16 protein-coding genes are annotated in these 18439 nt (G+C 75.1%); 8 read left to right on the top strand and 8 right to left on the bottom strand.

Annotated elements, in window-relative coordinates; all coding sequences use genetic code 11:
* Positions 1 to 243: 243 nt before the first annotated feature.
* Entirely contained in the window at positions 244 to 3087 is a 2844-nt protein-coding gene (locus OG370_RS08460; RefSeq protein WP_328462179.1) for a DUF4118 domain-containing protein, read from the top strand.
* The gene (locus OG370_RS08455; RefSeq protein WP_328462177.1) at positions 3084 to 3776 is read left to right on the top strand and encodes a response regulator; all 693 of its coding nucleotides are present in this window, start codon (positions 3084 to 3086) and stop codon (positions 3774 to 3776) included. Before OG370_RS08460 ends, OG370_RS08455 begins: the two co-directional genes overlap by 4 nt.
* On the opposite strand, the gene OG370_RS08450 is transcribed toward OG370_RS08455, so the two are convergent.
* The 4 genes from OG370_RS08450 to OG370_RS08435 form a co-directional block, all read right to left on the bottom strand.
* Positions 3739 to 4470: a TIGR04282 family arsenosugar biosynthesis glycosyltransferase gene (locus tag OG370_RS08450; RefSeq protein WP_328462175.1), complete on the bottom strand. Its 732-nt coding sequence runs from the start codon at positions 4468 to 4470 to the stop codon at positions 3739 to 3741. The two genes, OG370_RS08455 and OG370_RS08450, sit on opposite strands and share 38 nt — an antisense overlap.
* The gene (locus OG370_RS08445) at positions 4467 to 5570 is read right to left on the bottom strand and encodes an NAD-dependent epimerase/dehydratase family protein (RefSeq protein ID WP_328462173.1); all 1104 of its coding nucleotides are present in this window, start codon (positions 5568 to 5570) and stop codon (positions 4467 to 4469) included. The genes OG370_RS08450 and OG370_RS08445 overlap by 4 nt, the downstream gene beginning before the upstream one ends.
* A gap of 92 nt (positions 5571 to 5662) precedes the next feature.
* The gene (locus OG370_RS08440; protein WP_328462171.1) at positions 5663 to 6247 is read right to left on the bottom strand and encodes a hypothetical protein; all 585 of its coding nucleotides are present in this window, start codon (positions 6245 to 6247) and stop codon (positions 5663 to 5665) included.
* Positions 6244 to 7749, bottom strand: coding sequence for a molybdopterin-dependent oxidoreductase (locus OG370_RS08435; protein WP_328462169.1), 1506 nt, complete (start codon positions 7747 to 7749; stop codon positions 6244 to 6246). Before OG370_RS08435 ends, OG370_RS08440 begins: the two co-directional genes overlap by 4 nt.
* Positions 7750 to 7858: 109 nt before the next feature.
* On the opposite strand from OG370_RS08435, the gene OG370_RS08430 reads away from it, so the two are divergent.
* Positions 7859 to 9421 (top strand): hypothetical protein, encoded by a 1563-nt coding sequence (locus tag OG370_RS08430; RefSeq protein WP_443060632.1) that lies wholly within the window; start codon positions 7859 to 7861, stop codon positions 9419 to 9421.
* 18 nt (positions 9422 to 9439) lie between these two features.
* Here the strand turns inward: OG370_RS08430 and OG370_RS08425 are convergent, their stop codons facing one another.
* Positions 9440 to 9901, bottom strand: coding sequence for a MarR family winged helix-turn-helix transcriptional regulator (locus OG370_RS08425; protein WP_328462168.1), 462 nt, complete (start codon positions 9899 to 9901; stop codon positions 9440 to 9442).
* 123 nt (positions 9902 to 10024) lie between these two features.
* Between OG370_RS08425 and OG370_RS08420 the strand changes: the two genes are divergently transcribed.
* Positions 10025 to 10891: an NAD(P)H-binding protein gene (locus tag OG370_RS08420; RefSeq protein ID WP_328462167.1), complete on the top strand. Its 867-nt coding sequence runs from the start codon at positions 10025 to 10027 to the stop codon at positions 10889 to 10891.
* A 126-nt stretch (positions 10892 to 11017) separates the two neighbouring features.
* Positions 11018 to 12514 carry an IMP dehydrogenase gene (locus OG370_RS08415; protein WP_328462166.1) on the top strand — a complete coding sequence of 499 codons (1497 nt, stop codon included), beginning with the start codon at positions 11018 to 11020 and terminating at the stop codon, positions 12512 to 12514.
* 65 nt (positions 12515 to 12579) lie between these two features.
* Here OG370_RS08415 and OG370_RS08410 read toward each other — a convergent pair whose 3' ends face one another.
* Positions 12580 to 13455, bottom strand: coding sequence for a LysR family transcriptional regulator (locus OG370_RS08410; protein ID WP_328462165.1), 876 nt, complete (start codon positions 13453 to 13455; stop codon positions 12580 to 12582).
* A gap of 120 nt (positions 13456 to 13575) precedes the next feature.
* Here OG370_RS08410 and OG370_RS08405 point away from each other — a divergent pair, with 120 nt between their 5' ends.
* Complete coding sequence (locus tag OG370_RS08405; RefSeq protein WP_328462164.1) at positions 13576 to 13941, top strand: YybH family protein; 366 nt, start codon at positions 13576 to 13578, stop codon at positions 13939 to 13941.
* A 20-nt stretch (positions 13942 to 13961) separates the two neighbouring features.
* On the opposite strand, the gene OG370_RS08400 is transcribed toward OG370_RS08405, so the two are convergent.
* Complete coding sequence (locus OG370_RS08400; RefSeq protein WP_443060631.1) at positions 13962 to 14867, bottom strand: helix-turn-helix domain-containing protein; 906 nt, start codon at positions 14865 to 14867, stop codon at positions 13962 to 13964.
* Between the two features lie 78 nt (positions 14868 to 14945).
* Between OG370_RS08400 and OG370_RS08395 the strand changes: the two genes are divergently transcribed.
* Positions 14946 to 15785: an alpha/beta fold hydrolase gene (locus OG370_RS08395; RefSeq protein WP_328462163.1), complete on the top strand. Its 840-nt coding sequence runs from the start codon at positions 14946 to 14948 to the stop codon at positions 15783 to 15785.
* On the opposite strand, the gene OG370_RS08390 is transcribed toward OG370_RS08395, so the two are convergent.
* Positions 15782 to 17092 (bottom strand): lanthionine synthetase LanC family protein, encoded by a 1311-nt coding sequence (locus OG370_RS08390; RefSeq protein WP_328462161.1) that lies wholly within the window; start codon positions 17090 to 17092, stop codon positions 15782 to 15784. The two genes, OG370_RS08395 and OG370_RS08390, sit on opposite strands and share 4 nt — an antisense overlap.
* A gap of 67 nt (positions 17093 to 17159) precedes the next feature.
* Here OG370_RS08390 and OG370_RS08385 point away from each other — a divergent pair, with 67 nt between their 5' ends.
* Positions 17160 to 18416, top strand: a complete 1257-nt coding sequence (locus OG370_RS08385) for an amidohydrolase (protein ID WP_328462159.1) — start codon at positions 17160 to 17162, stop codon at positions 18414 to 18416.
* Positions 18417 to 18439 lie beyond the last annotated feature (23 nt).

Genomic DNA, 18439 nt, shown 5'->3' with positions numbered 1-18439 from the left:
GGGCTTCCCTATCACTACTGCACGGAGTCGGGGCGAATCGGACATTCGGGGGTGCGGGCCGGGGATCTTAGCGCGTCCTTAACGCGTTTCCGTCTGGTGCCCCGCCGGCCGGGCGGGACGCGGCCGAGGGCGCCGCACTCTCGCTGGTCGCGCGCGATGCGCGGTCGCCGGGCGCCCTATGCTCGAAGGTGCCCGCGGAGCGCGAAGGCGGTGGATACGCGAGAGCGAGAGGGAGAGGTACCGGTGGCCACGTCGCACGGCGGCAGTCTGCGGATCTACCTCGGCGCCGCCCCGGGCGTGGGCAAGACCTACGCGATGCTCGGCGAGGCCCACCGCCGCCTGGCCCGCGGCACCGACGTGGTCGCGGCCTACGTCGAGGACCACGGCCGCCCCCGCACCCGCGAACTCCTCGCCGGCCTGGAGTCCGTCCCCCGGCGCCGCGTGGCGCACCGCGGCGCGGAGTTCACCGAGATGGACCTCGACGCGGTGCTGGCGCGCCGCCCCAAGGTCGCGCTCGTCGACGAACTGGCCCACACCAACGTGCCCGGCAGCCGCCACGCCAAGCGCTGGCAGGACGTCGAGGAACTGCTGCGGGCGGGCATCGACGTGGTCTCCACCGTCAACATCCAGCACCTGGAGTCCCTGGGCGACGTCGTCGAGGGCATCACCGGAGTGCGGCAGCAGGAGACCGTGCCCGACGAGGTGGTCCGGCGCGCCGCGCAGATCGAGCTGGTCGACATGGACCCCGACGCGCTGCGCCGCCGCCTCGCGCACGGCAACGTCTACGCCCCCGACCGGGTCGACGCCGCCCTGTCGCACTACTTCCGGCCCGGCAACCTCACCGCGCTGCGCGAACTGGCGCTGCTGTGGACCGCGGACCGGGTCGACGAGTACCTGCTGCGCTACCGCGCCGAGCACGGCATCGCCCAGACCTGGCAGACCCGCGAGCGCATCGTGGTCGGCCTCACCGGCGGCCCCGAGGGCGCCACCTTGATCCGGCGGGCCGCCCGGATCGCGGCGAAGGGGTCCGGCAGCGAACTGCTCGCGGTGCACGTGGTGCGCTCCGACGGCCTGGTCGGCGCGTCCGCGGGCGACCTCGGCGGGCAGCGCCGGCTGGTCGAGGACCTCGGCGGCAGCTACCACTCCGTGGTCGGCGGCGACATCCCCGCCGCGATGCTCGACTTCGCGCGCGGCGTGGACGCCACCCAGATCGTGCTCGGCTCCAGCCGCCGCAAAGCCTGGCAGTACGTCCTCGGGCCCGGGGTCGGCGCCACCGTGGCTCGTGAGTCCGGCGACATCGACGTGCACATCGTCACCCACGAGCACGTCGCCGGCGGCCGGCCCCGGCTGCCCGGGCGGCTGCCGATCGGCCTGGGCCGGGCCCGCGCGGTCGGCGGCTGGCTGATCGGCCTCGGCGGACCGCCGCTGCTCACCCTCGCGCTGCGCGCCGGCTCCGGCTCGCCCGGTCTCACCACGCCGCTGCTGCTCTTCCTCACCCTCACGGTCGCCGCCGCCCTGGTCGGCGGGGTCTTCCCGGCGATCGCCGCGGCCCTGCTCGGCTCACTCCTGCTCAACTACTTCTTCGCGCCCCCCACCCACACCTTCACCATCTCCGACCCGCAGAACCTGCTCGCCCTGGTGATCTTCGTCGCCGTCGGGATCGCGGTCGCCTCCGTGGTGGACCTCGCCGCCCGCCGCGCCCAACAGGCCGCCCGCAGCCGTGCCGAGACCGAGATCCTCGGCTACCTCGCCGGTGCCGTCCTGCGCGGCGAGGACGGCACCGACAGCATCACCGCGCTGCTCGACCGGGTGCGCGAGACCTTCGCGATGGAGTCCGCGGCGCTGCTGGAGTACCACGACGCGGACGCTTCCGGCCCGGTGGACGCCACCGTCGGGGGCGCCCCCGACGGAGGCACGGGCGCCACCGCGGCGGACGCGGACGGCGGCCCTGACGACGAGGGTGCGCCGCCCGCGGCCGGCCGCGGGGGCCGGGGCGGCCGGGCGGACGTGGGAGGGCGGATCGGTGCCTCGGGCGCCTCGGGTTCCTCCGGCAGCGCGGGAGGGGGCGGCCAGGCCGCACCGGCGCCCGGCGGGGCCGGCCGGGCGGGCGGCGCGGGGTGGCCGGGGCGGCAGGGCGGATGGCGTACCGCGGCCTCGGTCGGGCCGAATCCCGCGGTGGAACCCGAAGGGGCCGACGTGGAGGTGCCGGCCGGCGAGCGGCTGGTGCTGGCGCTGAACGGGCGGGTGCTGCCGGCCCAGGACCGCCGGGTGCTGGTCGCGTTCGCCGCGCAGACCGCCGCGCTGCTGGAGCGCAGGCGGCTGGCCGAGCAGGCCGCCCGGGCGCGCCGGCTCGCCGAGGGGAACCGTATCCGCACCGCGCTGCTCGCCGCGGTCTCCCACGACCTGCGCACCCCGCTCGCCGGCATCAAGGCGGCCGTCACCTCGCTGCGCTCCGACGAGGTGGACTGGAGCGCCGAGGACGAGGCGGAGTTGCTCGCCGGCATCGAGACCGGCGCCGACCGGCTCAACCACCTCATCGGCAACCTGCTCGACATGAGCCGGCTGCGCACCGGCGCGGTCAACGCGCTGCTGCGCGACATCGCCCTGGAGGAGGTGGTGCCGGCCGCGCTCGCCGAAGTGCCGGCCGACGCCGTACGGCTGGAGGTGCCGGAGGCGCTGCCGCTGGTGCGCGCCGACACCGGACTGCTGGAGCGGGCCGTCGCCAACGTGGTGGAGAACGCCGTCAAGTACAGCCCGCCGGGCGCCCCGGTCGTGATCAGGGCCGACCCGCTGGCGCTGCCGGACGGCACCCGGGTCGAGGTGCGGGTGATCGACCGCGGTCCGGGCGTACCGGAGGAGGCGAAGGACCTGGTGTTCGAACCGTTCCAGCGCTACGGCGACGCGCCCCCGGCCGGTACGGGCGTCGGGCTCGGCCTGGCGGTGGCCCGCGGCTTCACCGAGGCGATGGGCGGCACCCTGACCGCGGAGGACACCCCCGGAGGCGGCCTGAGCATGGTCTTCACGCTGCCCACCGCGCCCGGCGCCACCCCCGACCCCGATCTGCGAGAGGCAGTGCCCGAACGATGACCCGGGTCCTGGTAGTGGACGACGAACCCCAGCTGGTGCGGGCGCTGGTGATCAACCTGCGGGCCCGCCACTACGACGTGGACGCCGCGCCCGACGGCGCCGGCGCGCTGCGGCTGGCCGCCGCCCACAACCCCGACGTGGTGCTGCTCGACCTGAGCCTGCCCGACATGGACGGCGCCCAGGTGATCCGCGGGCTGCGCGGCTGGACCCGGGTGCCGATCATCGTGCTGTCGGCCCGGCACGCCTCCAAGGAGAAGGTCCAGGCGCTCGACGCGGGCGCCGACGACTACGTCACCAAGCCGTTCGGCATGGACGAGTTGCTGGCCCGGCTGCGTGCCGCGGTCCGCCGCGCCGAACCCGGCACCGGCGCGGGCGCCGACGACCAGGCCGTGGTCGTCACCGACGCCTTCACGGTGGACCTGGCCGCGAAGAAGGTGCACGGCAGCGGCGGCGCCGATGTACGGCTCACCCCCACCGAGTGGCACCTGCTCGAAGTCCTGGTCCGCAACCCCGGGCGGCTGGTCACGCAGACGCAACTGCTCCAGGAGGTGTGGGGGCCCTCCTACCGCTCGGAGACCAACTACCTGCGGGTCTACCTCGCGCAGTTGCGCCGCAAGCTCGAACCCGATCCGGCCCGGCCGCGCCACCTCATCACCGAGCCGGGGATGGGCTACCGCTTCGAGCCGTAGCCCATCCCGGGCCCGCGTCCGGGGCGTCCGCACCGGTCCGACCGGTCGCTGCCCGCCCCGTCCCGGCCCGCCCCGTCGCGGCCAGCGCCGCCAGCGTCCGCGCGAAGCGGGTGCCGGGCGCGAGCGCGGCCACCTCCCTCGCGTCCGCCGCGGTGTCCACGTCGCGCAGCACCGGCAGATCGCGGACGGCCAGCCCCGCCGCGAGCAGCCGGTCGCGCTGGGCCCGCCCGGTCCACGGCTTCGACATCGGCACCCCGCGCAGCAGCGCCGGGTCGGGGTCGGCCAGGCCCAGCGCCCAGAACCCGCCGTCGGCCGCGGGCCCGAACCACGCCGAGCACCCCCGCCAGGCGAACGGTTCCACCGCGGGCCGCAGCAGCTCCGGGGTGAGCTGCGGGGTGTCCATGCCCACCAGCACCGCCGGGCCCCGGCACATCCCGAACGCCGCCGCCAGCCGTTCGTCCAGCCCGCCCGCCACCTGCGGTACCACCTCGAACCCCGGGGGCAGCCACGGCCCGGGCGCACCGTCCAGCACCAGCACCCGGCGCGTCGCGGGCGTGCGCAGCACCGCCGACAGCGTGTCCGTGAGCGCGGCCCGCGCCAGCAGCGCCGCCTCGTCATGAGAGTGATAGGGCGTCAGGCGGGTCTTGACCCGGCCCGGCACCGGCTCCTTGGCGATCACCAGCAGGGTCGTCATCGCGCACCGGTCCGCTCCGTCGCCGGACGAGCCGCCGCCGGGGCCTGACCGCGCAGCCCGGCATGCGCGAACTCCCGCACCCCGTCGAGGAATTCGACCTGCGGGCGCCAGCCGATCTCGTCGCGCAGCCGTGCCGAGGACGCGGTGATGTGCCGGACGTCGCCGAGCCGGAACTCGCCGGTGACCACGGGTGCCGGGCCGCCGTGCGCGTCCGCCAGCGCCCGGGCCATCTCGCCGACGGTGTGCGGGGTGCCGCTGCCGGCGTTGAAGGCGCGGAAGGTACCCGGCGGTCGGCCCGAAACCGCCTCCAGAGCAAGGACGTTGGCCGCCGCGATATCGCGGACGTGCACGAAGTCGCGGCGCTGGCCGCCGTCTTCGAACACCCGCGGCGCCTCGCCGCGCGCGAGTGAGGAGCGGAAGAAGGACGCCACTCCGGCGTACGGGGTGTCGCGCGGCATGCCGGGACCGTAGACGTTGTGGTAACGCAGGGCGACGGCACGGCTGTCGGTGGCGCGCGCCCAGGACGCGGCCAGGTGCTCCTGGGCGAGCTTGGTCGTCGCGTAGACGTTGCGGGGGTCGGTCGGCGCGTCCTCGTCGACCAGCCCGGGGGCCAGCGGCGCGCCGCAGACCGGGCACGGCGGTTCGAAGCGGCCCGCCGCCAACTCCCCGGCGGCGCGCGGGCCCGGCGCGACCCGGCCGTGCCGCGCGCAGTCGTAGCGGCCCTCGCCGTAGACGACCATCGAACCGGCGAGCACCAGGTCGCGCACCCCGGCCGCGGCCATCGCGGCGAGCAGCACCGCCGTGCCGACGTCGTTGCAGTCGGTGTACGCCGGCGCGTCCGCGAAGTCCTTGCCGAGGCCGACCATCGCCGCCTGGTGGCACACCGCGTCCACGCCCCGCAGCGCGCCCGCGACCGCCGCGCCGTCCCGTACGTCGGCGTGCAGCCACCGCGCGGCGGGGAACGGCGGCAGCGCGGGAGGCACCGGGTGGGCGGAGGGCAGCAGGGCGTCGAGGACGACCGGTTCGTGCCCGCGGGCGGTGAGGGCGGCGACGATGTGGGAGCCGATGAAGCCCGCGCCGCCGGTGACGAGTACGCGCATGGCGCCGACCCTAGGGTCCGTGCCGGGCCCACAGGCGGCTGCGCGCGGGGGCGTCACAGGTCCGTAAGGACCCCGCTTCCGCTGCCGCGTCCTCATCCGGACGGGTCCGCGCGCGCCGGTCCTCGCCCGGGCCGCCGCGCCGCCCGCCACCGGCGCAGCGCGAACGCCGCCCCGGAGGCCGCGAAGAGCGCGGTGGTGATCAGCGCCCAGCGGCCGAGGAAGACGTCCGGGTCCAGCGCGGTCGCCGCCGCGTAGTGCGTCCTGGCCCCGCTGATCAGCGGCCAGTACACGAGCAGGAGCAGCAGGGACAGGAAGGCGGGCAACCGGATGTGGTCGACGACGGCGTTGCGCGAGCCGGAGCGCCGCGCGCCCAGCGCCTTGTGCAGCGCCCAGTCCGCGACCGCGTACGCCGGCAGCAGCACCAGGTCGTGCAGCAGCGCCGCGCCCACCACCCACTTCGCCACGTCGAACCAGTTCCGCTCCAGCAGCCGTTCGGCGGCGTACCCGCAGACCGCGAAGGAGGCGAGGAGGATGAGCAGGTGGGCGGGGGAGGCGCCGTACAGCGCCCGGAACCGCTCGATCGGACCGTGGCGCGGTGAAGTCGGCGTACGGCGGCGGGCAACCGGCTTACGACGGAGGGGAGTCGGCGTACGGCGGTGCGGCATGCGGCGGTTCATGCGCGGGCTCCGAAGGTCGTGGCGCCGAAGGTGAGTTGGCGTACCCACTTGGTGTTCATCACCCCGGGCGCGTTCGGCACGATGATCCGGGCCGGGTAGCCGTGGTCGTGGGACAGCTCCGCGCCGTTGACCCGCAGCGCCAGCAGCGAGCGCGGGTCGCGGACCTGGTTGGCGCGCAGCGCGACCGCCCGGAAGGACCCGGACAACTGCGCGGACTCCACGAACACCCCTGGCGGGTCGGTGGGGTGGCCGACCAGCGCCGCGAGGTCGGCCAGCCGCACCCCCTCCCAGTGCTGGTCCGACGTCGACCAGCCCTCGACGCAGGCGATCGGCAGCGCCGAGCCGTGCCGGGCCATCGCCCGCAGCTCGTCGAGGGTCAGCGACACCCGGTGGCCGTTGCCGGCGCCGTGCACCACGAGCCGCCAGCCCTCGCCCACGTCCTGCGGGCGGATGTGCGCCAGCGCCGCGGTCTTGTTGATCGGGAAGCCGTTCGGGCCCGTGCCCGGGTCGCGGCCGTGCGGCGCCAGCAGCGCGGTCTCACGCAGCGGCCCGCCGATGCTCTGGCCCGCGGTGACCACGAACAGCGCCACCGAGCCGAGCCCGACCATGCCCAGCGCCCCGCGCCGCGACATCGTCGGCGCCGCCGGATGCGTGGAGACCAGGCCGGAGTCGTCTTCGGCCTCCGGCACCGTACGGGAGGTCGGCGTGCGCAACTCGGCCCTGAAGTCCCGGCTGCGCAGGGCCCGTACGGTCCTCGGCAGCCGCAGCGCGACATGCGCGGCCACCGCGCCGAAGAAGACCCAGGCGCCGTAGAAGTGCAGCGGGTAGAACGACCCGGGGAAGAGGTAGTCCAGCTGCACGTTCAGCACGCCGGTGACGAACTCGAAGATCCCGCCGCCCACCAGTAGCAGCAGCGACAGCCGGTCCAGCGCGTGCGCGGGCGAGCGGACCGGCGGCAGCGTGAAGAGCTTCGGCACCACCGACCACAGCTTCGCCAGCAGCACCGGCACCAGCACGATCCCGAGCGTGACGTGCACGCCCTGGTCGACGCGGTACAGCCAGTACGGATGGGTCGGCCACGAGAAGAGGTAGAAGCCCAGCAGGCCCTTGCCCGGGGTCTTGTCGTTGACCGGCGACAGGTTCGGGTTGTAGGCGGCGTACGACAGCAGGCCGGTGAGGAACAGCACGGGGATGCCGACGAGCAGGACCACCCCGAAGACGGAGGTGAGCCAGGGGCCGCGCAGGGGGCTGCGCCAAGGGCCCTGCGGGAGGAGGGAGTTGAGGCGGGCGAGAGGCGAGGCGGGGGTGGGGGACGCGTCGTCGGCGGGGCGGGGGCCGGACGCGGGTGCGTCGGCGGCGCGGGGCGGGGTGGGCCCGGGCGGCGGCTGCGGCGAGGCCGGCTGCTTCGACGGCGGGTGCTCGGAGGGCGGGTGCTCGGAAGGTGGCTGCGCCGACGGAGGCTGCTCGGGCCGGTCCGGGGTGGGGTCGGAGGGGACTTCCATGGCCCGGACTGTAGGTCCGCGCGGTGCCGGAACCGGGGCTGCGACGTATGACGAAAGTCTGACGTCCTGGTGCGGGGCCGGGGCGCGACCGGTCCCGCTGCCTAGGGTGATGCGGGTGACCCTCACGCCCTCCAACACGCCCGCCAACCTGCACGAGCCCGGCGCCGAACCGCCGCGCGAACCCGGCGAACCCGGTGTTTCCGCTGTCCCCGCCGTCCCTGCCGTCCCCGCCGGACCGGTCGCGGCGCCCGCTGCCGGGCGCCGCCGGGACCTCGCCGCCGCCGGCGCCGGACTCGTGCTCTTCGCGGTCGTCGCCGTCGTCGGCACCCGGATCGAGCACCGTACCGGCAAGCTGCACGCCCCCTGGCCGCCGCTGCTCGCCACCTGGGACCCGCACGTCGGCCCCGGCACCCCCGCCGCCGTCGCGGTCGCCGTCCTGGCGGTCGGCTACGGGCCCCGGCTCGCCGAGCGGCTGCCGTGGCGGGCGCTGCCGTGGGCCGCGTGGGCGGCCGCCATGGCCTGGACGTGGTCGCTCGCGCTCGTGGACGGGTGGCGGCGCGGCGTGGCGAACCGGCTCACCACCCGCAACGAGTACCTCGTCGAGGTGCCGCGCTTCCGCCACGCGGGCGCCACGCTGCGGGACTTCACCCACCACATCCTCATCGGCTCGCCCGGCAACTGGAACGCGCACGTCGCCGGGCACCCGGCCGCCGCGGTGATGACCTTCGTCGGTCTTGACCGGATCGGGCTGGGCGGCGGCGCCTGGGCGGGCGCGTTCGTCATCACCACGGGCGCGTCGGTGGCCGCCGCCGTCCTGGTCGCCCTGCGCGCGCTCGGCTCGGAACGCGCCGCGCGGACCGCCGCGCCCTTCCTCGTCCTCACCCCCGGGGCGGTGTGGGTCGGCGCCTCCGCGGACGGCTACTTCGCCGCCGTCGCCGCCTGGGCGCTGGCGCTGCTGGCGCTCGCCGCCACCGGCCGGTCGCGGTCCCGGCGGGCCGCCGCCGCGCTCGGCAGCGGGCTGCTGCTCGGGCTCGCGCTCTACCTCTCCTACGGGCTGACCCTGCTGGTCGTGCCGGTCGTCGCCCTGCTCTGGTCCACCCGCACCCTGCGGCCCCTCCCGCTGGTCCTGCTCGGCGCCCTCGTCGTGCCGGTCTGCTTCACCCTGGCCGGCTTCGACTGGTGGGACGCCTACCGCCTGCTCAAGATCCGCTACTACCAGGGCGCGGGCGGTGATCGGCCGTACTCCTACTGGCTCTTCGGCGACCTCGGCACCGTCCTCGCGGCCGCCGGCCTCGCCTCCTTCGCGGGCCTGCGCCGCGCGCTCGCCGCCGGTCCGGGCGCGCTGCGCGCCCCGCGCCCCACCTCCGAGCCCGCACGGCCCTCTGGGCTCGCCAGGCTCGGTCGGCTCACCGGCTTCTCCCGGGCTTCCCGCTTCTCCGGGCCCTCCCGGCTCGACCCGGTCCTCCTCCTGCCCTGCGCCATGCTGCTCGCGCTCCTCGCGGCCGACCTCTCCGGCATGAGCAAGGCGGAGACCGAGCGGATCTGGCTGCCCTTCACCCTCTGGCTGCCCGCCACCGCGGCGCTCCTCCCCGCCCCCGACCGCCGCACCTGGCTCGCCGCCCAGGCCGTCCTGGCCCTCCTCCTCAACCACCTCCTCCTCACCTACTGGTGAGGGTCAGGCGCCCTTCGGTCAGCCGCCGTCCTTCCTTCCGCCGTCCTGATCATCCGCCTCGCGCGACAGCTCGCGTGCCGCTCGGAGGACCTTCGCCAGGCCGCTGAGGAGGGCTTCGCGTTCGGCCTCGGTGAGGTCAGCGGTGACCTTCTCCTCGATCAACCGCCGTTCCGCTTCCACCGGTTCACGCAGCGCGCGCCCCGCGTCGGTGAGCCAGAGGCGGACGAGGCGGTTGTCGCGGTCGTCACGGCGACGGGTGAGCAGCCCGGCGGCGGTCATCCGGTCGGCCATCTTGACGACGGTGGGCGTCGTGACGTTGAGCGCGGCGGCGACCTCGCCGGGCGTGCGGCCGTCCCGCTCCCACAACGCGGCGAGCAGGTGGTTCTGCCCGACGTGCAGCCCATGGCGTCGCATGGCCGCGTCGGCCAGGGCCCGGAGCGCCTTCGACGTACGGCCGTGCAGGTCCAGGAACTCCGACATCGCGGCCCCTCGGTGAGGTGCGGGAGCCAACGCCCGTCGCACACAGATCAGTTGACGGCTAATCATTCACCGGCTAACGTCTTCCTGAACTCGCTAGACGGCAAACGACTTTGGGGAGCCACGATGATACTGGTCACCGGTGCCACCGGGAACATCGGCCGGGAGCTCGTCCGCGAACTCGACGCGAGGGACGCGGAGTTACGCATCCTCGTCCGCGATCCCGCACGCGCCGCCGGACTGCCCGAGCGCGCCGGGCGCGCGGTCGGAGACCTGGGCGAACCCGCCACGCTGGCACCCGCGTTCGCCGGCGTCGACCGGGTCTTCCTGCTCACCCAGGGCATCGGCACCGACCACACCGCCGCGGCCCTCGCCGCCGCTGAGGCCGCCGGGGTGCGCCACATCGTGCACCTGTCCTCGTTCCACGTCGCCTTCGACCCGATGCCCGCGATGGGGCGCTGGCACCACGAGCGCGAGCGGCTCGTCCGCGCCTGCGGCATCCCCGCCACCTTCCTGCGCCCCGGCGGCTTCATGACCAACGCGCTCGACTGGCTCCCCACCCTCCGTGCGGGCAACTACGTCCTGGACCCGATCGGCCCGGGCCGCCACGCGCCGATCGACCCCGCGGACATCGCCGAGGTCGCCGCCCTCGCCCTGACCGAAGCCGGCCACCAGGGCCGGGAGTACGCCCTCACCGGTGACGAGACCTTCACCGTCGCCGAGCAGGTCCAGGTCATCTCCCGTACGGTCGGCCGTGCCATCGAGGTCCGCGCCGCCGCCACCCCGGCCGAGGCCGTACGGTCCCGCTTCCCGCACGGGGCGCCCCCGGCACTGGCCGACGCCGTCGCCGAGAGCCTCGCCCTCATGCGGGCCGACACGGTCGGGTTCCGTACGGACACCGTCCAGCGACTGCTCGGGCGCCGCCCCCGCACCTTCGCCGACTGGTGCGCACGTCACGCCGACGCCTTCCGCGCCGCCCCCGCCCCGGCCTGACCCGGGCCCCGGTCCAGGCCGCGACGGCGGGTGCGGGCAGGCGATTCGTGCGGGGGTGGGGCAGCCGATAAGGTGCCAGGTCACGGCCGGGCAGCCGGGCCCGCGCCGACGGGTCAGGAGGAACGCGTGGCACAGATCATCGCCGAGGTCTCAAGGACGTTCAACGAGTTCCTGCTGCTGCCGAACCGGACCCGGACCGACTGCTCGCCCGCGACGGTCGACCTGTCCGCGCCGCTGGTGCGGCATCGCGTGGGGGAGCGGTCGGCGATCGAACTGGGGTCCCCGTTCACGTCCGCGATCATGCAGGCGGTCAGCACCCCGGAGCTCGCGATCGCGCTCGCCCGCAACGGCGGGCTGAGCTTCCTGCACCACAACCAGTCGATCCAGGACCAGGCCGCGGCGGTCCGTCAGGTGAAGAACTTCAAGGCCGGGTTCGTCACCAGCGACACCAACGTCCGCCCGGACGACAGCCTCAGGCAGCTGGTCGCCATCATGCACCGCACCGGGCACAGCACCGCCGCGGTCACCGACGACGGCACCGCCACCGGCCGCCTGCTCGGGCTGGTGACCTCCCGCGACTTCCACCCGCAACGGCACGACCTCGACGGACCGGTGAGCGGTCGGATGACCGCCATCGCCGAACTGCCGCACGCCGCCGCCGACATCACGCTCTCCGAGGCCAACGCCCGGCTGTGGGACCAGCGGCTGGACTGCCTGCCGGTGCTGGACGACGAGGGCCGGCTGCAGCACCTGGTGTTCCGGTCGGACTACGCCGACAACAAGCGCTTCCCGCACCAGGCGGTGGACTCCGCCAAGCGGCTGCGGGTGGGCGCCGGCATCAACACCCACGACTACCAGGAGCGCGTCCCCGCGCTGCTCGAAGCGGGCGCCGACGCGCTGTGCTTCGACTCCTCCGACGGCTTCAGCGACTGGCAGGCGCAGGCCCTGACCTGGGTGAAGAAGCACTACCCGGAGATCCCGACCGGCGGCGGCAACGTGGTCGACGGCGAAGCCTTCACCTTCCTCGCCGAGGCCGGCGCGGACTTCGTCAAGGTCGGTGTGGGCGGCGGCTCGATCTGCATCACCCGCGACCAGAAGGGCATCGGACGCGGCCAGGCCAGCGCGGTGCTGGACGTCGCCGCGGCCCGGGACGCCTTCCGCGACCGCACCGGCGTGTATGTGCCGATCTGCTCCGACGGCGGACTCGTGCACGACTACCACGTGGCCCTGGCGCTGGCGATGGGCGCGGACTTCGTCATGATGGGACGCTACTTCGCCCGCTTCGACCAGGCCGCCGGCGCGAAACTCCCCACCCGTGACGGCTTCGTGAAGGAGTACTGGGGCGAGGGCTCGAACCGGGCCCGCAACTGGCAGCGCTACGGCCAGGGCGGCGAGGGGCTGATCTTCGAGGAAGGCGTCGACGGCTACGTCCCCTACGCCGGCGACCTCGACGAAGGGCTCGCCCTGACCATCGCCAAACTCAAGACGACCATGGTCTCCTGCGGCTCCGCCACGCTGCCGGAGTTCCAGTCCACGGCCCGGCTGACCCTGGTCTCCGACCAGAGCTTCCAGGAGAGCCACGCCAGCGTCACCCTGCGGGACACCCCGGCGACCATCGCCTGAGCGGTCGCGAGAAGCCCCGGACCGCGGGGTGTTCGGGCATGCGGCACGCGTCAGGTGCTCGCGCGTCAGCTGAACGCCCGCCGGGTGTAGGGGAGAAGGGCGCGCAGGGCGGGGGGAGGGGCCGGGCGCCAGACGAGGGAGAGATGGGTGGGGGCGGCGGCGCCGTCGAGGGGGTGGGCGACCAGCCGGTCGCGACAGCGCTCGGCCATGGACGCGCTGAGCACCCCCACCCCGAGCCCGCGCGCGGCGAGGTCCGCGATCGCGTCGGCCGCGCTCGCCTGGAAGGCGATCACCGGGTGGAGGCCGCCCGCCGCGCACGCCCGGTCGAAGACGGTCCGCAGCCCGGTCCCGGGCGGCATGCAGATGATCGGGTACGCGGTGACGTCGCGCAGCGCGAGCCGCCGCCGCCCGGCCAGCGGGTGGTCGGACGGTACGGCGGCGACCAGTCGCTCGCTGATCAGGGTGAGCGCCTCCAACCCGTCGGGCACGGCGCTCGCCGTCCCCACCAGCGCGAGGTCGAGCGCGCCGGACCGCACCTGCTCGACCAGCCGCTCGGAGTTCTCCTCCAGCAGCGCGATCTCGACGCCCGGGTGCGCGCGATGGAAACCGGCGAGCGCGTCGAACAGCGGGGTGAGGGTGCAGCCGATGACCATCCCCACCGCGAGCCGCCCGCGGATCACCTCCGTGACCTCGCCGACCGCCTGCGTCACGGCGCCGACGGCCGCGAGGGCGGCCCGCGCGTGTGCGAGCGCGGCCTTGCCCGCGACCGTGAGTGTCACGGCGCGCGCGGAACGGTCGAACAGCTCCGCGCCCAACTCCTGCTCCAGGCGGCGGACCTGCGCGCTCACCCCGGACTGGCTGATGTGGACTCGCTCCGCGGCCCGCGTGAAGTTCTGCTCCTCCGCGACCGCGACGAAGTACTCCAGCTGCCTCAGATCCATGACTGCTGATTCTAACTCGCATCAGAACCATGTGTTGGACTTCTGGCCGTGGCCGGACCACGCTGGGAGGCGGACACGGAAGCGGAACCACGAGCAGCAGCCGTACGAGAGGAGAACGCCATGCCGGAGTACGCCAAGGCCATGCGCCCCGAGGACATCACCCGCCTGTTCGTCGAACGGTCCAACGCCGGTGACGCGGACGGGGTCGCCGCGCTCTACGCGCAGGACGCGGTGCTGGCGTATCCGCCCGGCGGGCAGACCGTCGGACGCGAGGCGATCAGGGCGCTCTGGGCGAAGGTACTGGCGAACCGGCCGCACTTCGCGCCCGAGCAGCCGCTGCCGACGCTCGTCAACGGGGATGTCGCGCTCACCTCCACGGCCCCTCGGGACGGGGCCGGCGCCCGCGCCCAGGTGGTCCGGCGCCAGCCCGACGGCAGCTGGCTCCGTATCCTCGACCAGCCCGAGTTCGTCACCCCCGAGGGCTGACGGGGCCGGCCAGCGGGTGGTCAGCGGGTGGGGGTGGGCCAGGCGACATCGTCCACGGCCAGCCACGACTCGCGGGTCACGGCCGACGGGGTGACCCCGGCGAACGCCATGACGTCGCGGTGGAGGTGGGGCTGGTCGGTGTAGCCGCACTCGGCCGCGACCCCGGCCGCGGCCTCCCCGGCGACCAGGCGGTGCACCGCCCGGTCGAAGCGGACCAGCCGCGCCGCGCGCTTCGGCGGCAGCCCGAGCTGCGCACGGAACCGGGACCACAGCCGCTTGCGGCTCCAGCCGACCTCGCCCGCCAGCCGCTCGACGCGTACGGTGCCGCCGCCGGCGACGATCCGCCGCCACGCCCACGCCACCTCCGGGTCGACCGGCGCCCGTGCGCCGCGGCCGCGTTCGAGCAGTTCCTCGGCCAACGCGAAGCGCTGCTCCCAGGATGCGGCCTCGCTCAACCGCTCGCGCACGCGTGCCGTCGCCGCCCGGCCCCACACGTCGTCGAGGGCCACGAAGCCGTCGAGGTCGGCCGGGGACACGCCGAGCAGGGTACGGACGACCGGCGGCGAGAGGCGGATCTGCAGGCACTCGACGTCCTTGCCCCGCACCCACACGGCCCCGCCGGACCCCAGCCCGGGGCCGGCGACCAGGCTTCCCCGCTGCCGCCGCCCGGCCGCGTCGGCCACGATCGGCGAGCCCGCGCCGAACTCCACCGCCAGCATCACCGACGGGTGCGGGATCACCCGCTGGCCGACCGAGGCCGTGCCGCCGTCCCGGAAGCCGGCCATGCCGACCCCCGCCAGCCGGCCGCGCCGCGCCGGGCCGACGACATCCCACACGGACGCGCTGCCGTACCTGCTCCCGGACGCGCGGCCGTCCCCGTTTCCGGACGTGCCGCCGGACCCGCTTTCGTACCCCCCGGACCGCATACGTCCATGCTAGGCCGCCCCGGCGGGCCGGAACATTCGTCCAAGACGTAGGGGGTGCGGGGGCGGCACAGTCGGCCCATGACCACTGAGGACCTGCTCTTCCCCGTCGAAGGAGGGGACCTCCATGTACGGCAGGACGGCCCCCGCGACGCCCCGGCACTCGTGCTCGTGCACGGGCTCGCCGCGTCGGCGCACTGGTGGGACGCGATCGCGCCGGAACTGGCCCGCGCGTACCACGTCGTCCGGATCGACCTGCTCGGCCACGGCCGTTCGGCCGCGCCGGAGGGACCCGGCTACCGGATACCCGAGCACGCGCGGCGGGTCGGCGCGGTACTGGACCGGCTCGGCGTGCGGCGGGCCGTCGGGATCGGCCACTCGACCGGCGGCCTGGTGGTGACCGCGCTCGCCGACGAACGGCCCGGCCTGGTGGCCGCGTTGGCGCTGATCGACACCGGGCCCCGGCTCGACGCGTTCCTCTCGGACGGGTTCGCGGGGCGGCTGGTGCTCGCTCCGGTCCTCGGGCCGCTCCTGTGGCGGGTCCGCACCGACGGCCTGATCCGCCGTGCGCTGAGCACGGGCTTCAGCCGCCCCGGCTACGCGATCCCGCAGCAGATCGTGGACGACGCGCGGGCCATGACCCTGCACGGGACGGTCGCGACCGGGCGGGGCGCCGAGGAGTTCCTGCGGCGGCGCGCGGTCCCGGCGAGACTGGCCGTCCTGGCGAAGCCGCTGCTGGTGCTCTTCGGCGAGCAGGACCACCGCTGGCGGCCGTCTTCCGCCGCCGACTACACATCAGTTCCCGGCGCGCGGGTCGAACTGCTGCCCGGCCTGGGCCACTCACCGATGCTGGAGGACCCGCAGCAGACCCTCACCCACCTCCTGCCCTTCCTCGCCACCCACGCTCCGAGCCCGAACTAGCCTTTTCCGCCAAGGGCGTTGCGGGTCGGCGGGTGATCGGGCCAGGTGACCGCGTACGCCGGGTCGCGGCCTGTGCCGGCGCGGACCCAGCGGAGCAGTTCACGGATGATGCCCGCGTTGCCCATCGCCCATCCGGTCAGCGGTTCGAGCGCGCTCGGAGTGGCCCGGTGCTCGACGTTCGACCAGCGGGCGCCGCCCTCGTCCACGGTCGCCCGGGAGACCAGGTCCGCGACGAGGACGTCCGCGAACGCGAGCCCCGTGCCTTCCTCGACGTGCCGGTCGCAGGCCAGCGCCAGCACCCCCGCCGTCCCGCAGCAGCGGCCGCTGTTGTCCCAGAAGCCGGGGCGTGACCGCTCGGGCAGGCCGGAGCGGGTGACGGTGGACCAGCACCGGTCGGCGAGCGCCGACCACGCCGGGTCGCCGAGGACCTCACGCAGCAGGCGGAAGACCTGCGCGTCGCCGGCCGGGCCCTGGCACCAGCCGTAGCTGTACCGCTCGATACGGTCCGGCTGGTCCTGCGGGTCGGAGTGCGGGACCAGGAAGCCCTCCGGGCCGGCCTCGTTCCGGGCCACGACGTCCGAGGCGCCGGCTGCCGCGAGTTCGACCAGGTCGGGGCGGTTCGCGGCCCGGCCGACGGAGGCCAGGGCGTGGACGACGCCCAGCGTGCCGTGCGAGAGGTGGTGCTGCCGGGCGGCCCTTCCGACCCGCGTCTCCCAGTGGACGCCTGCCCGGGTCGGTTCCGCCGTGCGCAGGTAGGGAGTCACCGCGAGCACGGCCAGTTCGACGTCGCCGGTCGCCAGCGCGCCGAGGGCGATGCCGGCGTTGCCGCCGAGCAGGTCGAACTGCGGTCCCCAGCGCGTCCCGTCGAACCGTGCGCGCACCCGGTCCAGGGCGCGGTCGGCGGCGGTGCCAGCGGCCGTGTCGCCCAGCACGTCGTGCACGGCGCGCAGCGCGACGGCCATCCCGGTCAGGCCGAAGTACAGCGAGCTGAGCTCCCACTCCCCGACCGCGGCGGCGATGCTGCGGGCACCGCGCACGGCGGCGTCGCCGTAACGGTCGTCGAGAAAGTGCCCGCGCGCCTCCAGGAGGGCCAGCACGATGCCCGAAGTGCCGCTGTAAAGGGTGGGATTGAGCTCGTCGTCACTCGGCCTGGTGGTCCAGGCCAGACCCCCGCCGGGGCCTCCGCCCGGGTCCGTACCCGGACCTCCGGCCGGGTCCCCGCCCGCGGTACTTCGCGAGCACCCCAGGAGCCAGTCGAGCGCCCCGGTCGCCAGAGCCTCGGCGTCATCCGGTCGAGTCGTCGCCACGGCACCAACCGTACCGGCGGGTACGCTCCGCATCGACAGGTTGACGTGTCGACCGAGGAGGAGCCCCATGCCGCTCATGCCCGACGGGTGGGAGGAGGGGCTGCTGCCCCAACTCACCGAGCTGTACAAGGACCTGCACGCGCACCCGGAACTGTCCTTCCAGGAGCGGCGGACCGCGGCAAAGGCGGCGGAACTGCTCGCGGCCGCGGGGTACGACGTGACGACGGGTGTCGGGGGCACCGGGGTGGTCGGGGTGCTGGCCAACGGCCCGGGGCCGACCGTGATGGTGCGCGCCGACATGGACGCGCTGCCGGTGCGGGAGGAGACCGGCCTGCCGTACGCGAGCACGGTACGGGCCCGGGCCGAGGACGGCGAGCAGGTGCCGGTGATGCACGCGTGCGGCCACGACATGCACACCGCGTGCCTGGCGGGCGCGGCGACGGTGCTGGCCGGGGCGAGGGCGGAGTGGTCCGGCACCCTGCTGGTGGTGTTCCAGCCCGCCGAGGAGCGGATGCGCGGCGCGCAGGCGATGATCGAGGACGGCCTGTTCGAGCGGTTCCCGCGCCCCGACATCGTGCTGGGCCAGCACGTCGGCCCGCTGCCGGCCGGGTGGATCGGCTACCGCGAGGGCACGGTGATGGCCGGCGCCGACACCGCCGTCATCCGGCTGTTCGGCCGGGGCGGCCACGGCGCCCGGCCCGAGAGCACCGTGGACCCGGTGGTGATGGCCGCCGCGACCGTGCTGCGGCTGCAGGGGATCGTCGCCCGCGAGGTGCCGCCGCAGGAGTCCGCGGTGGTCACGGTGGGCCGGCTCCAGGCGGGCAGCAAGGAGAACGTCATCCCCGACACCGCGGAACTGGGCGTCAGCCTGCGGTCGTACAACGACGAGACAAGGCGGCTGCTGCGGACGGCGGTGGAGCGGGTCGCGCGCGGGGAGTCGCTGGCCGGCGGCGCCACCCGGGACCCCGAGATCACCTGGGACACCCCGGCGCCGGTGCTGGTCAGCGACCCGGAGGCGACCCGCGCGGTGGTGGCCGACCTCGCCGGGCACTTCGGCGCCGACCGGATGCTGCCGATGCCGCTGGTGACCGCGAGCGAGGACGTCGGCCTGTTCGGTACGGCCGCGCAGGTGCCGACGGTCTTCTGGTTCTGGGGCGGCCTGGAGACCCAGAGGGTGCTGGACGCGCTGGCCGACGGCACCTTCGACCAGTTGCCCGGCAACCACTCCCCGCGCTTCGCGCCGCTGATCGACCCCACCCTCGGCGCGGGTGTCGAGGCGCTGACCGTGGCCGCCCTCGGCCGCTTCGCCGCCGCGAAGCCCTGACCGGGACGGGCAGTTGCCGGGTA

Source organism: Streptomyces sp. NBC_00448, from assembly GCF_036014115.1.
Taxonomy (GTDB): Bacteria; Actinomycetota; Actinomycetes; order Streptomycetales; family Streptomycetaceae; genus Actinacidiphila.
This window is presented reverse-complemented; position numbering and strand designations above follow the sequence as displayed.

Bases quoted from the DNA above. Each gene is read 5' to 3' on its own strand.
- OG370_RS08455 (WP_328462177.1), top strand. From the start codon at position 3,084: ATGACCCGGGTCCTGGTAGTGGACGACGAACCCCAGCTGGTGCGGGCG.
- OG370_RS08450 (WP_328462175.1), bottom strand. From the start codon at position 4,470: ATGACGACCCTGCTGGTGATCGCCAAGGAGCCGGTGCCGGGCCGGGTC.
- OG370_RS08445 (WP_328462173.1), bottom strand. From the start codon at position 5,570: ATGCGCGTACTCGTCACCGGCGGCGCGGGCTTCATCGGCTCCCACATC.
- OG370_RS08440 (WP_328462171.1), bottom strand. From the start codon at position 6,247: ATGAACCGCCGCATGCCGCACCGCCGTACGCCGACTCCCCTCCGTCGT.
- OG370_RS08435 (WP_328462169.1), bottom strand. From the start codon at position 7,749: ATGGAAGTCCCCTCCGACCCCACCCCGGACCGGCCCGAGCAGCCTCCG.
- OG370_RS08430 (WP_443060632.1), top strand. From the start codon at position 7,859: ATGCGGGTGACCCTCACGCCCTCCAACACGCCCGCCAACCTGCACGAG.
- OG370_RS08425 (WP_328462168.1), bottom strand. From the start codon at position 9,901: ATGTCGGAGTTCCTGGACCTGCACGGCCGTACGTCGAAGGCGCTCCGG.
- OG370_RS08420 (WP_328462167.1), top strand. From the start codon at position 10,025: ATGATACTGGTCACCGGTGCCACCGGGAACATCGGCCGGGAGCTCGTC.
- OG370_RS08410 (WP_328462165.1), bottom strand. From the start codon at position 13,455: ATGGATCTGAGGCAGCTGGAGTACTTCGTCGCGGTCGCGGAGGAGCAG.
- OG370_RS08405 (WP_328462164.1), top strand. From the start codon at position 13,576: ATGCCGGAGTACGCCAAGGCCATGCGCCCCGAGGACATCACCCGCCTG.
- OG370_RS08400 (WP_443060631.1), bottom strand. From the start codon at position 14,867: ATGCGGTCCGGGGGGTACGAAAGCGGGTCCGGCGGCACGTCCGGAAAC.
- OG370_RS08395 (WP_328462163.1), top strand. From the start codon at position 14,946: ATGACCACTGAGGACCTGCTCTTCCCCGTCGAAGGAGGGGACCTCCAT.
- OG370_RS08385 (WP_328462159.1), top strand. From the start codon at position 17,160: ATGCCGCTCATGCCCGACGGGTGGGAGGAGGGGCTGCTGCCCCAACTC.